Annotated in this window: 7 protein-coding genes; 3 read left to right on the forward strand and 4 right to left on the reverse strand. The window is 47.0% G+C overall.

Translation table 11 applies throughout. The features are described from left to right. Nucleotides 1-134 precede the first annotated feature (134 nt). Complete coding sequence (gene argA, locus ACF8EG_RS06300) at nucleotides 135-1,472, forward strand: amino-acid N-acetyltransferase (RefSeq protein WP_005482311.1); 1,338 nt, start codon at nucleotides 135-137, stop codon at nucleotides 1,470-1,472. 348 nt (nucleotides 1,473-1,820) lie between these two features. Next, nucleotides 1,821-2,009, forward strand: coding sequence for a hypothetical protein (locus ACF8EG_RS06305; protein WP_011106047.1), 189 nt, complete (start codon nucleotides 1,821-1,823; stop codon nucleotides 2,007-2,009). Between the two features lie 34 nt (nucleotides 2,010-2,043). Here ACF8EG_RS06305 and recD read toward each other — a convergent pair whose 3' ends face one another. The 3 genes from recD to recC form a co-directional block, all read right to left on the reverse strand. Further along, nucleotides 2,044-4,191 (reverse strand): exodeoxyribonuclease V subunit alpha, encoded by a 2,148-nt coding sequence (gene recD / locus ACF8EG_RS06310; protein ID WP_069490389.1) that lies wholly within the window; start codon nucleotides 4,189-4,191, stop codon nucleotides 2,044-2,046. Next, nucleotides 4,191-7,865 (reverse strand): exodeoxyribonuclease V subunit beta, encoded by a 3,675-nt coding sequence (gene recB / locus ACF8EG_RS06315; protein ID WP_069507409.1) that lies wholly within the window; start codon nucleotides 7,863-7,865, stop codon nucleotides 4,191-4,193. The genes recD and recB overlap by 1 nt, the downstream gene beginning before the upstream one ends. Before the next feature lie 327 nt (nucleotides 7,866-8,192). Then, nucleotides 8,193-11,684, reverse strand: a complete 3,492-nt coding sequence (gene recC / locus ACF8EG_RS06320) for an exodeoxyribonuclease V subunit gamma (protein WP_069507375.1) — start codon at nucleotides 11,682-11,684, stop codon at nucleotides 8,193-8,195. A 253-nt stretch (nucleotides 11,685-11,937) separates the two neighbouring features. Here recC and ACF8EG_RS06325 point away from each other — a divergent pair, with 253 nt between their 5' ends. Beyond that, complete coding sequence (locus ACF8EG_RS06325; protein WP_045626644.1) at nucleotides 11,938-13,761, forward strand: DUF3413 domain-containing protein; 1,824 nt, start codon at nucleotides 11,938-11,940, stop codon at nucleotides 13,759-13,761. A 75-nt stretch (nucleotides 13,762-13,836) separates the two neighbouring features. Here ACF8EG_RS06325 and ACF8EG_RS06330 read toward each other — a convergent pair whose 3' ends face one another. Then, nucleotides 13,837-14,811 carry a TDT family transporter gene (locus tag ACF8EG_RS06330; RefSeq protein WP_045545035.1) on the reverse strand — a complete coding sequence of 325 codons (975 nt, stop codon included), beginning with the start codon at nucleotides 14,809-14,811 and terminating at the stop codon, nucleotides 13,837-13,839. Between the last annotated feature and the right edge of the window lie 36 nt (nucleotides 14,812-14,847).

The raw sequence follows: 14,847 nt of genomic DNA on the forward strand, positions 1-14,847 counted from the left end.
ATTGTAACCTCCATAACCAAACTGGACAAAGCGCCGTACTCCAGATGTTTGTGCTTTATTCCAAAAAATTGCCTTGCCATTAACTGAATAAAAAGACATTATTTAAGCATAAATAAACACAAGGAATGGCTGTAGTGAAAATTCGTAGTACCGCTCTCGTAAAAGGATTCCGCCAATCAACCCCTTACGTCAACGCTCACCGTGGGAAGACCATGGTGATCATGCTGGGAGGTGAAGCGGTCGCTCATAATAATTTTGGCAATATAATCAATGATATTGCTTTGATGCACAGTTTAGGCATCAAAGTCGTTGTCGTTTATGGCGCTCGTCCACAAATCAATCAATTACTTGAAAAACAAGACCTTACTACGCCATACCACAAAAACATCCGAATTACCGATGAAGCGGCACTATCGGTAGTTATGCAAGCTGCTGGGCAGCTTCAACTAGCCATTACCGCACGCCTTTCAATGAGCTTAAACAACACCCCGATGGCTGGCACACAACTGAATGTAGTCAGTGGCAACTTTGTCATTGCACAGCCACTTGGCGTAGATGACGGTGTCGATTACTGCCACAGTGGACGCATTCGCCGCATTGACACCGACGCGATTAATCGCACGCTCGACCAAGGCTCCATTGTGCTACTTGGCCCTATTGCGAGCTCCGTGACTGGTGAGTGTTTTAACTTACTTTCTGAAGAAGTCGCGACGCAACTGGCGATCAAATTAGGCGCAGACAAACTGATTGGTTTCTGCTCAGAACAAGGCGTGATTGACGACAATGGCAATGCCGTTGCAGAGTTGCTGCCTATCGAAGCAGAGCACGTCATCAAAACGCTTTCAGAAAACCACGCTTCAGATTCCGATTACAACACGGGCACTTTGCGTTTCCTCAAAGGTTCCATCGCCGCTTGTCGCGCTGGCGTCCCACGTAGCCATCTCATCAGCTACAAAGTAGATGGAGCTTTGATTCAGGAGTTGTTCTCGTTTGACGGTATCGGAACTCAAGTCGTCATGGCGAGCGCAGAGCAAGTTCGTCAAGCTGGTATTGATGACATCGGCGGCATTTTGGAATTGATTCATCCATTAGAAGAACAAGGCATTTTGGTCAGGCGTTCGAGAGAACAGCTAGAGCAAGAGATTGGTAAATTCACCATCATTGAAAAAGATGGCTTAATCATCGGATGCGCGGCTTTATACCCATATTCTGAAGAACGAAAAGCTGAAATGGCCTGTGTTGCTATTCACCCAGACTATCGGGATGGCAACCGAGGTTTGTTGCTGCTGAACTACATGAAGCATCGTTCAAAATCAGAAAACATCAACCAGATTTTTGTCCTTACCACCCACAGTCTACATTGGTTTAGAGAGCAAGGATTCTACGAAGTTGGAGTCGATTACTTGCCAGGAGCCAAACAAGGGCTGTACAACTTTCAGCGTAAGTCCAAAATCTTAGCGTTAGACTTATAAACAAACTCAACATCATTAACAGATGCGTTCTGAATCCTCAATCCGAGGTTTAGAACGCCATGCTCCGACTCTCTCAACAATAAAGCAATGAATCATAAGCAGTAATATCATTAATTTAGATATGCAAAGCATTACATTGATTTTAGTTCCATTTTTACCTTTTCAATATACACACTGTTGGCTATACTCTGCGCGCTAGTGATTGGTTTTTAACCAATACAAATGGATCTAGGTGATGATACGTAGCCTTCACCCTAAAATGCTGGGCAGTCGATAACTAGTTAGCCCGCATTGCACACCAAGGACAGTTGTTAATCTGACTTTCAATAAGCCGAGACGAGCACTGTTATGAGAACAATCATTTGTAATTCGCTTCAAAGTTTCTGGGATATGGCTGACAATCAGTTTTTAGAAGGCCTAGATGTTCACTGTGTTTTTCCGGTGAATGACGCCATTCGAGACTTTATCCTTACTTATCAACAGCAATACAAAATACGCAGCGTATCGTTTACCGATGCCTTTGCACAACGTACATAAAAGAAGACCGAGCCATAAGCTCGGTCTTCTTGTTTTAGTTAGTAAGCCGCTGTACTAAACCACTCGCGCGAGTGGTTTTCACCTTAATGCCTCGCTTCAGAACATTGAGCTCGGCATAAAGAGCTAAACGCTTTTTCGCGCGGGTAATGCCTGTGTAAATCAACTCACGGGTTAATATCGGGCTAAAGTCTGGTGGCAAAATCATCAGGGTGTAATCAAACTCACTGCCTTGCGATTTATGGATGGTCATGGCGTAAGCCGTTTCATGTTCAGGTACTCGGCTTGGCAAGACCGATTTCACACTGCCGTCAGGTAACTCGAAAAAGACTTTCAAACGCGGTTCTTCTTCACTGTCATCTCGCATGCAAATACCAATATCACCGTTATACAAACCTAAACCGTGATCATTACGCGTAACCATGACAGGTCTGCCGTGATACCAAATTTCATCCTGAACTTGAATGAACTTGCGCGCCGCGAGCGCTTTCTCAATGCGTTGGTTTAGCCCAGCCACACCGAAGTCACCTTCACGGATCGCGCACAGCAGTCGGCATTGGTTGAAGGTATCTAACACCGCTTTGGCTTTGTGCGTTAGCGACTCTGGCTCTCCGGTTTTAGGATCAGTTTCCTGTTGTCCAATGCGTTTGAGGTAACGACCGTATTCCTGCACCAACGTCTGCATCATTTGGTTATAATGTTGACTACTTAATGCGAAATGTTCGATATCGGAAAAGTCACGCGCCCAGACATTATCTACGCTCGCAGCAGAACCTGAGTTAACCGCTTTTGCCAACTGACCAATGCCTGAGCGAGCGTCAAATCGGTAGCTCTTTTGCAGCATACATAAGCTATCGGCAATGCTGGAGGCACTGTTCCCCGTATGGGCTAAAGTATCGAAACCCGTCAGTTTTGCGATGGCTGACGCCTGCTCTTTGCCATAACCCAATGCATGGAACGAACAGATATCACCCAACACAGCCCCTGCTTCAACTGAGGCAAGTTGGTCTTTATCACCTAACAAAATCAGCCGCGCATGCTTCGGTAAGGCATCGACCACTTTGTACATCATTGGTAAATCAACCATCGACGCTTCGTCGATAACCAAAATATCCAAATGCAGTGGATTTTGCTTGTTGTGACGAAATTCTGCGCTATTAGGAATCGCGCCCAGCAACCTATGTAAGGTACTCGATTCAGTCGGAATTTTGGCTTTTAGCTCCGGAGAAACTGGTAGTTCTTGCACTGCTTTACCAATGGACTCGGTTAATCGCGCCGCCGCTTTCCCCGTCGGGGCCACCAACTTGATGGTTAGATTTTTCTCGTGCGTCGCCTGTTCAATCAAAGCAGCAAGCAATTTGGTTACTGTCGTCGTTTTACCCGTACCAGGGCCACCAGAAATCACAGCAAATCGACGAGTTAACGCAACCGCCGCCGCGACTTTTTGCCAGTTCACACAAGCTGAGAGTGGTACGAGTTCATCCAGTGTTTGCAAATCTTGAACCTTGCGCGCATTGCTAAGCACGGAATCAATGGCGTGCCAATCCAACAATTCGCTTGCGACCACATCAAGGTGGTCACACACCAATTGTTGACGCAACACTTGGTTGCTGCTTCCCGCTTCTACTGCTTTGCCTAACGCGTTAAATAGAAAATGGTATTGGCGCGCAAACAGATGGTTGAGCAACTCGGATAATCGCGCAAACTCTTGTGGTTGCAAGTTAACTGCGGCGCCCAACTGATTGAGCTTTTCCGCCAGTGTCACTTCATAATGCCAATAGCGGTGCAGATACAGACGCTCGCCATCGAACATCAGCGGTAAGGCTTCTCCTTGCGCGCCGACCACGGTGGCATTTTTTAATACTTGAATCCAGTCTATGCCTTGCAACTGTGTGTTGAGCGCCAATGCCGACTCACCAAACAGCCCTAGCTTACTGGCTAAATCCGTAGATTGCCCTTGTGCATCGAACAGAGACAGACAGATATGTCCTTTGCCAAGCTCACTACTGACAACACCTGCGATAAACGCCAATGCTTGACTGTCCGACTGTTCATCATGCGTTTGAGAATCAATAAAACAGGCGAATTGGTAGTCGAGCTGACGAATAGCACCTTTGTGCGCCAAGCGTTCCAACACTACCAATAGGCTATCTTGGTCAGAATGAAGATTGTGATTTGTCGTCATTAAAGTAGCTCCATCTGCCCGGCTTGAGTTGCGCGCGTTTCAAGTGCTTGACCATCAATCAAACGATCCATCTCTTGTAAGAACTCTAAGGTTGGTTTCGCGGCAAAAATGCCGTGGTCACTCTGCCCATCCATGCCGCGCAAGAACAAGTAATACACGCCACCGAAGTGATGATCGTATTGATAATTCGCCAATCGGCTGTGTAGGAAACGATGCAGTGCTAACGCATAAATCTGATACTGCAAATCGTAGCGGTGATCCGCCATCGCCGATTTCAGAGCCTCACCATGGTAGCTCGTCACATCGTCGCCAAGATGATTCGATTTCCAGTCAAGCACGTAGTATTTACCTTGATGTTCAAACACCAAGTCGATAAAGCCTTTGAGCATACCTTGCACGGTTTGGAAACCTAAATCCCCCGCTTTCGCCGACAACGGATCGTGACGTTGAATGACTCGGTTTAACGCCGGTGCAGACAACACTTCAATCGGCAGCAAAAATTCCATCTCCACCAAACGTTGCGACGGTGCTTTTTGATTCAGCAGCAAAGACTTACCATCCAACGGCGTTGCGAGTACGGTATCAATCAATTGCTGTAAAATGGGCAACCATTCTTCATCGAGCTGTTCGCTTTCCATCAAGCCAAGGATGATTTGTGTATTCTCTTCCGTCGTGGCTGGCTGAGTAAATTCAATTTCCTCAAACAGGCTGTGCAGGAACGTACCCGGACGCGCACCACGAGGGAAGGTAAAAATCGAACGCTCTGGCTCCACCAAATCCGCTTCGTCTTGTTCTTCAGATGAGTCGATATCAAAACCCGTAATCTCAATCGTGGCATCATGCTCGGCGTGATGAGAGCCTTGCTTGACCAAGCCAGAATAACTGGTGATGCGCCAGTTTCTATCGATAGGGTTTTGCAGCTCATTCGCGCTAAGATCGTGTATTTCTTCTTGTGGCGCTACGTACTTCTCTTCGAGTTGCGGCGGCGGATCGGCCACAACGACACAATCAAGCTCGTCTTGTTGCTTTGTTAAACCTTGGTGCAAATCGTTAATGCCACCTTCTTGACCATTCTGAATCAAATAGCCAATCGCACTGCGGTGTACGCCAGTTGGCTCTTTGGTCGAACGACCATTGCGCAAAGGCGAGGCTCCAATAAAACACGCATACACAGCACGTGTTAGTGCCACGTATATCAAGCGTAAGTCTTCCGCCAAACGCTCTTTATCCGCTTGCTTCATGGACGCGTCGTTGCCAGTGATATCCAGTACCGTGCGGTCATTGGCTGCATCGTAATATTTGGCTTCGCTGGCTTCTCGATAGCTGAACACAAACGGCAGAAATACGAGGTCATACTCCAAGCCTTTTGATTTGTGAATAGTTACGATCTGCACTAAGTTACGTTCCGATTCTAAACGTTGGATTTGGTCATCACTGCCACCCAAACCGTTTTCCGCATCACTGATAGACTGAGCGAGCCAACGCAGCAGACCGTGGTCGCTATCCAGTTCATTACTGGCTTGTTGAAGCAGTTCACCGATGTGCATTAAATCGGTAAGTACTCGCTCACCATTCTCACCCGGTGAACTCGCACCTTCTTCTAGTAATCGCTCGGCAATATGACGTTTGCTGATCACCGCGCGCAACATCGGCAGCACACCACGTTGAACCCAAAGTTTGCGATATTCTTTGAATTCGTTTACGGCGTTTTCCCACACCACTTCATCGTTATTAAGTGCATCCAAACTTGCAGCGTCGAGGGCAAACAGCTCAGAGGCAAGACTTGCACGCAGCGCACGGTCATTTTCTGGAGTCAGCACCGCTTGCAGCAAACGCTGTAAATCCTGCGCCACCGAACTGGTAAACACACTGTCTCGGTTAGACAGGTACACGCTGGCAATGCCTTTATCAGCCAGCGCTTGTTTGACCATTCGACCTTCACTACCTGTTCGAACCAACACCGCGATATCGCCCGCTTGAACCGCTTTCTGTTTTTCGCCATTCACCAGACACGCTTGCCCCTGTTGAGCCTGCGTCAAAATGGTTTGGATTTGGCTTGCGGTCGCCTCTGCCATTCGAGTCAAATACTCGCCTTTTGGTAGCGGTTTATCGTCCGCTTCTTGCAACCAATAAGTCAGCGCGGGTTGCTTTTGGCCACCCATAGTCCAAATGCGTTTTTCGGCATTGGGACTGTACTTAACGGGTAAGAACGGGATGTCCGAATCATAGATAAATGGACTGTCTGGCAAAGCAAATACTTGGTTTACCGCCTGCACCATATCTGCGCTAGAACGCCAGTTGGTTCCTAACGTGTAGTGGGCACTTACTTGGTTACGCGCTTTTATATAGGTGAAAATGTCTGCGCCACGAAAGCCATAAATCGCCTGCTTGGGGTCCCCGATCATAAACAAACCACATTCCGGGTTGTTCAGATAAATACGGCTGAAAATACTGTATTGAAGCGGGTCGGTATCTTGGAACTCGTCAATCATTGCGACAGGGTACAAAGTACGAATACGCGCCGCTAAAAGCTCGCTTTCGTCCGTATCGATAGAAGCAGAAAGTTGCGTCAGCAAATCATCGAAAGAGAGCCACTGTTTTTGATTTTTCGCGTTGGCCAGCATCACACGACAATGCTCAATCGCATGAGCAAGCAGTGGCGCTTTTAAGCTGATTGGATTGGCAAGAAATGTTTCAATGGCTTCAAATACCGCATGCTGCGGCGCACTGCCTTTCGGTGTTTTTTCCAACAAGACGTTTTGCGCGAATTTCTCCAGCTTGTCTGGATAATCGTAACCTGTGGTTTCCGTTGCTGCCCAAGCGTTTACCGCCTCCAACCACGTCGGCAGAGACTTTTTGGTGTAGCTGCGTTTGTTAATATCTGAATCTGAAATCAGCGTGAAGAAGTCATCTTGGCTTTCTCGCCACTGCGCTTTTAATTCATCAATTTTTTTCAAATTTTCAGTATGAAGATCAGCCAAACTGCCTTTCATTGCAGGAACGGAAAGGCTTAACGGTGCACCAGTTAAGTAATTGCTGATGTCAGACAACAACGCAGATGGAGAGCTCCATAGCTGGCGAATTTCCCCAGCCAAGGTAAATGGCAACGGGTAGAAATTGCGGCGCCAGTAATCGGCTACAACTTGCGCTTTTAGGTGACTTTCATCGGTCACAAACTCGTTATTAAATCGGCTGCCAGATTCAAACGCATTTTGCGTTAGCATACGTTGGCAAAAACCGTGAATCGTGTAGACCGCCGCCTCGTCCATCTGACGCTCTGCCTGCAATAAAATTTCTGCGGCTTGCTTGTGATCATCAAACTCATTAAGCAAAGGTTGGATCACCGGATCGGAACTCTGTCCACGCGCAAACGCGATTCGCGCATCATGGATTCTTGCCCTGATACGATCGCGTAATTCCGCAGTTGCCGCTTCGGTAAAGGTTACGACCAGAATTTGGTCGACCGTAAGCGGTACGCGATGTCGAGTTTCCGCGCTGCCGTGACCAAGCAAAAGGCGCAGATATAAACCTGCAATAGTGAAGGTTTTACCTGTACCTGCTGATGCCTCGATTAACCTCGCACCATGCAGAGGAAACGTCATCGGTTCTAGTGGCGTTGGTTGAGGTTGCTCTGTGCGGTCTAACGTATGTAGAGGACACTCTGCACCTGACATTTGATCCATAACGCTGAATCTCTCCGGATTATTTACTAGGACGTATCACCTAATAAATGTGATCTATAGTTAAAAATTCTATTAATATGTTTAACAAGTTGGATAATTTAGAGCTTTGTGAGATCTTTCTCACGGTTATCCATAAGACGTACCGTTAGTATGCGCCCCACGAGATAAGCCAAACCTTTTTGGCGGCACAACTCAAATGAATTAAACAAAAGTATCATGGTCCCTCTGACCTTGTGGCCGTACAGCGAACGCCCTACAAAAAATAATGATTTTCTGGCGGCCACCCTACTCTTCCTTCTCTTTATCCAACTTTCTTTATCACGCTTTTACATCATCAGCGTCTTGAACCGCTAAGCGCGCACCTTGCAGTACTAATGCTGTCAGCAAACGAACTTCTGAGGCCAACTCATCATTCCAAGCAGGCCAAATTCGAGAGATGTACGCATTATTGCCTTCGCCCGGGCTCATGAAGCCATCATTGAATGCGTCAGCCATTTTCTTCAAAGATTTCTCTTCGTCATCGACCCACTGACCACGGCTAAAGCCCGCTTCAACACAAGCCAACGCCGTTTTCGGGAAATAAGGCAAAGGCTTAGTCATGCCTTCGAAGAATAAGCGAACTAATTCAGTCAGTAGCTGTTTGGCATACTGCGCATCGGCAATTTCTGGGTAGATCAAATGCAGCGCGCCTTCTTTACGATCGTAGCCAATCAGATGAGTTTTCTTGGCATAACCCGACGCCGACATGGCAAGGTGATCGATCCACGCTGCAAGGTAATCCTGCGAGCGAATCTTACCGCTTCGGTAACGAATCAACCCAGATTGGTAACACTGGGTTAGCCAACCTGTTAGGCGAACGTTTTTCTCTTCGCCTTCATTTCGCTCAAACAAGGAATCAAACGTCAGGTCGATTTCCAAATCGTCTTGAGGCGCACCAGATAAAAACGCCAGTTTGTCCACCAGCTCTTCCGCCTGAACTCGGTTGGTTTCAAATTCGATATCACCAAACGCCCCCACCGGCAGTTTGCCTTGCGCGCGCTGTTGACTCATAAAGTGTTTAAGCACCTCTGTTTTTTTCTCTGGCTGCATCAATGTCGTTTCAAGCAAGGTTTCTAACAGCTCATCACGCATTTGATAGCTTTCCAAACCACCTAAAACAAAGGGTTCGTCGTCTTCCATCACCGGCAGTGGCGGTTCAAAGATTACTTTTAAACGACGATTGAAAAAATACTGCACAGGTAAGCGCCAGAAACGTTGCAACTCGACTAAGTCGAGCTCAAGTGGGAACGTCGCTCCTAACAGATAGTCGTCTAATGCCCGATTAAAATCACGACGAACATAGCCTTGCGATTGACTACTTTGAGTCAATGCCGCTGGAATCCACTCTTTCGCGTAGCTAGCGTGCGTGCCTTGGAACGCACTTGGGCTAAACGGCACCATGGCGTGGGTATTCACCAACGCATTTAATAAGTTGTCGCCAGACTCATCAACGGGCAACGCTTCATCACCACTTAAACAATAGTTTTGGTGGCAGTATTCCATCAGCTCAGAAACCAGAACCGAAGGCACTCGCTCGGTGTTGTCTTGGATTGAACGGCCAACATAACTGATGTAGAGCGTTTGCTGTGCAGACAACATCGCTTCGAGGAATAGGTAACGGTCATCATCTCGGCGCGAACGGTCGCCCGGTTTGGTTCTTCCCGTCATCAAGTCAAAGCCTTCTGGCGGCATGGAACGCGGGTACACGCCGTCATTCATCCCCAGTAGACAAACGGTTCTAAACGGAATAGAGCGCATCGGCATCAGGGTACAAAAGTTCACTTGACCAGCCAGGAAGCGCTGGCTGACTCGTGTGCCAGATAATTTGTTTTGAAGGTATTGGCTGATGATCGACGGCGATAACGCATCATCAAATGCGGCATCAGCTAATTGCTCTTTGAGTTGGCTGAGCGTATCGCGAATGGATTTAAGCGCCATTTCGCCTTCTAACTCAACTGAGAAGAAGTCATCCAGCAGTAAAACTAAAGTCTCTCGCCAACCATCAATAGTCTGAACATGAGAAAGTTTGCTGCGATAAGTGCTAATTTGTTGGATAAAGTGTGCCAACTTGCCCGCAAGCTCTGCGCCCATGCCTTGCACTTCGTTGTACGGAGACAAACTACCTTGCTCGGTTTCAAACAAGCCTGCGGATTCTGGCATCGCATAGCCGAGCAACATGCGTTGAATACCAAATTGCCACGTGTTTTGACGGGTTTCCGGCAGTTCAAATTCGCGTCCGGTATTGGCATCCAACCCCCAGCGAATCCCCGATTCCTCAACCCATTGTTTGGCTTGTAAGAAATCATCTTCGCTGAGTTCAAAACGCTTTAATATCGCCGGAGTTTCCAAAAGTTCGAGTAGTTCTGATGCCAAACAGCGCGTATTGGGTAAGTTCACCAACTGCATAAATGCGGCCAGAATTGGGCTCTCTTGATCGGCGGTTCGGTCAGAAATCGAATAGGGAATAAAACGCTCACCCGGTGCGTTACCAAAGACCGCCTGAATCGCAGGGCTGTAAGCGTTGATGTCCGCGACCATCACGATAATATCGCGCGGTTTTAACGTTGAGTCAGCATCGAACATCGCCAATAGTTGATCATGCAGCACTTCCACTTCACGCATCGGGCTGTGACAAGCGTGTAGGCTCAGTGATTTATCACCCAAGCGAACCACTTGTTTGTGATGACTGTTTTCAATCTGTTGGTCATCTTGATGTTCTTCAAGATTGAGAATATCCGCTTGCAATTGATGGAGCAGACTGTCGCGCTCAACATCAACAAACGCTTCAATTTCATGAGACTCCAGCTGAGACAACAAATACATATTGTCGCGCCCGAGTTTACCCATGGACGCCAACAGACTGTTTCCGACCACATCGGTGTGCAGCTCATCGATCACATTATCTTCCAATGAACCTTTCAGTTGCTTAGTTTCACCTTGCACTTCCGAGTGATCGTCCTGCCACACAACGTGCTGACGATGTTTCGCCGCCAAACGAGCAAGATACTTGCGATCTCGAACTTCACCCCAGTAATAGCGACACGGGTTAGTGAACATCAGATGCACATCGATATGCTCACCAATTGCTTTTAGCGCATCCATATAGCGAGGCGGTAACGAGGAAATACCAAAAACAAACAAACGCTTGGGTAAATGGTCAAAATTGCCGTTAAAACTCGCTAACGTGTCGATAAAGTGCTCATAAAGGTTAGCACGGTGATAAGGAGACTGTCCTAATGACACAGTGTGATCGTACAACGCTTGCCATAAGATCGGCTGCCACGGATGCTCATCTTCCAGCTCTGCCACACTCTGCCCAGCTTCCCAACTTGCGATCCATTCCGGACGATACACCAAGTAACCATCGAAAATATCGGCAATTTTCTCAGCCAGCTGATACAGCTTAGAGTGGTCACTGTCATCTTTGAGGTACTGCGCTAACGGCGAAAACACGTCTTGGTTAAGAAGCCCAGGAAGCAGATGCATCAACTTCCACGTCATCGCTTCTTTGTTAAACGCACTGCGTTTTGGCACGTCTGGCAACACCTGCGTAAACATTTCCCAAATGAAGGTTGCAGGGAGCGGAAAATCAATGTTCGCGGCAACACCAAACTCTTTGGCCATTTCCATTTTTAGCCATTGGGACATGCCCGGACTTTGAACCAGAATTTGTTCTTTTTCGAACGGGTTTTCCAGCGGACTGATTCGAATCAGTTCGACAAGGAGTGATTTAAGAACATCAACTTGGTTGGAGTGATAAACAGTAAACAAATTGGGAATACCGAGCGCCGATTGAAACTGTTAGCTAGCTTAGCACAGCCCTATTTAAACCCGCAGTGATCTCGTGTTCTGAAAAAAGTAAAAGGTTACATATCGCTCAAAATGGACAGAAAACATCACCTTTTCAAGGCGTAAGCAAAATCTTACACAGTCATACGAAATGTGACATTACTCGCAACTATTCCATAATAAAAAACACTGTTTTATACTCTTGCTACCTATAATTTATAAATATATAAAAAGTATGTTTCGCAAACTGTCTTCCAACAGCGCTTGGCTGATTGCTTTTTTTGCTTGCTTTGCAGTGTATCTGTCGATCGCTTGTTATCCTTTTGTGTTGTCTAACAATCCGAATGAACCACTAACCTTTTTGCAAGGTTACTATTTGGTTTCGACTCAATATGGCTGGCTGGGCTTGATCGCTCTTCCATTTATGTTGTTGAGTTTATTACTTTCTTTTCTACCGACTCGAGCATTCAAAGGCATCGTGATCGCTATCGCGATCTGTCTACTGATCATGTTTAAAGTCGATATCCTCGTTTTTCAGCAATACAAACTTCACATCAACGCCCTATTAATCCGTATGTTTTTCGAAGGTGGTGGTGATGTCTTCGATATTTCGTGGATGAGTTGGCTAATCTTCATCAGTGAAGTTGCCGTTCTGGTGATCGGGCTCGCCTGTACCGTTTGGGTAAGTAATAAACTGGCACAAAGCCGAGCTAAGTTCGTTTTGATCAGCGTCTGGTTTGCTGTATTGGTCAGCACACAGATGATTCATGCGTACAAAAACGCGCTTTACGACGATGAAGTCAGTCAGTTTTCGAATAACTGGCCACTTTACTACCCGCTGACGGCTCGTAAATTTATTTACAAACACGACCTAGTGGATGAGAACATTGCATCGAAGAACCGCGTAGAGTTAACCAATATTGAACGTAGCTCACTCAACTACCCGCTTGCACCCATTCAAGTGCAAAGCAAAGAGAAGCAGCCCAATGTTTTGTTTATCTTGGTTGACGCGTGGCGCTACAGTGATGCGACGCCGGAAGTCATGCCAAATGTCAGCAAGTTCGCCGAAAAAACGGTGAACTTCACACAACATATGAGCGGCGGCAACTCAACTCAAGCGGGTATTTTCAGCCTGTTTTACAGCTTGCCAGCGACCTACTGGGAAAGCTTTTACGCAAGCCAACGCTCTCCTGTTTTTATGGATACGCTGCAAGCAGAAGGCTACCGCATGGGCATTTTTGGCTCGGCACCGCTCACCAGCCCGCCACTTTCTCGCACGGTATTCAAAAAAGTGTCGGACTTGACCTTGAAACAAACTGGGGAAACAGCTGTCCAGCGCGATCAGCAGATAACAGACAAGTTCATCGAGTTCCAAAAGCAGGACAGCGACAAGCCGTATTTTGGTTTTCTGTTCTACGATGCTGCCCACGGCACGGTGTTTCCTGAACCTGAATTTGCGAAATTCAAACCATACTGGGAACGCGTTGACCACATTTTGCTCAACAACGACTTTGACGCTTCGCTTTACCACAATCGATACAAGAACTCGTTGTACTACATCGATAGCTTGATTGGCGATGTGCTGAAAAACGTCGACTTGGACAATACCATTGTGGTGATTTCATCTGATCATGGTGAAGAGTTTAACGACCATAAGATGAACTATTGGGGCCACACGGGTAACTACAGTGACGTTCAAGTGCATGTGCCTCTTTACGTGTACATGCCAAATCGTCAACCAGAGCAAATTAATTATCGCACGACCCATTTTGACGTCGTGCCAACCATGATGAATACACTGTTTGACGTTCAAGGCACAACCAGTTCATACAGCGTTGGTCATAACTTGTTTGATAGCTCTGCCCCTCGCGATTGGTATATTGCTGGCAGCTACTACAACTATGCATTGGTCGGCAAAGAACTGATGCTTGTGGTCAATCCTGGCGGACACTCTCAGCAACTGAATCGCCAGTTAAAAGTCGAGAAAGAACAGAAAGTTCCTGTCGATATCATTCGTCATTCTCTGGATGAGATGTCGCGATTTTACAAAAAAGGCTAGTGTCCAACATCGACGCCGATTGAAATAAAAAAGCCTCTTGGTTGTAAGACCAAGAGGCTTATTCCTATCTGCTATTTAAGCGTGATGCGCGTGCATCAAGCGTGGCTGAATCAATAAGTTGTTGATGTATTGTAAAGCCACATAAGAGACAACAAATGTTGCCACTATCAACTCAAGACCAGCTAAGCCTCGCACTTGTTGAACATAGTGCGCAGCCAATCCTTGCAACTCCATCCAATTCGCCATTTTAAACAGCGCCGTCGCACCGATCACCATCGGGAAAGTGAACGCCGCATAGCCTGGGCTAAATGGCAGTCTAAGCAATTTAAAGAATGCGAGGTAAATGATGGCTGTCATCAATACCGCGATACCAAATAGCATAGCGATGATCACTGGTGATGGTGTCGCAGTGACCGTTAAGTACCCAGCCAATGATAGACTTGCTGGCGCTGCCATGATTGCCATTGTTGGTTTCGCTGCATCCGGAATTTCATGGGTAAACATGAAACGGTAAATCATCATCGGCAACATGATCGCATACGCCACCATACCAAACATCAATGCGCCTTGTGCCACTGGTGCTAACATCGGGTTGCCAGAGAAAGACACATCCGCAACGATGATACCCACTGGCGGTACAAACCAACTAGGAACCATGTGGTGCAATTCAAAATCTTTGGCGCGATGGTAAACAAAGCTCACCAAGAACACGATGTGCAGAACCACTGCAATCAGCCAAAGTACATCACCAGCCAATTGGTAAAAATGGCCGAGAGAGTTCGATACCACCATAGTGCCCATCGCAAATGTCGGAACCACGCTGCCCACAACCGGATGAGCAAGATCTTGTCTCAATAGATGGTTATGTAGCAAAAACTTGGTTGCCAATATAGCCAACAATACGCTCGCGATACCCGCACTAATCCACTGTCCGTAGCCATGTAATTCGGCGAAGTTTTCCCAACTCCAGCCTAAGCTTGCAATACCAAGAGCCAAACCCGCCATCGGAGTTGGTGCTCCCATTACTTTTGCTTTTGTTCTTTGAATCATGATGACCTCAACCAGACTCACTCTTGATGGAGCGTA

The sequence above is a fragment of the Vibrio sp. YQ_11 genome, assembly GCF_043103065.1.
GTDB classification, from domain to species: Bacteria; Pseudomonadota; Gammaproteobacteria; order Enterobacterales; family Vibrionaceae; genus Vibrio; species Vibrio parahaemolyticus.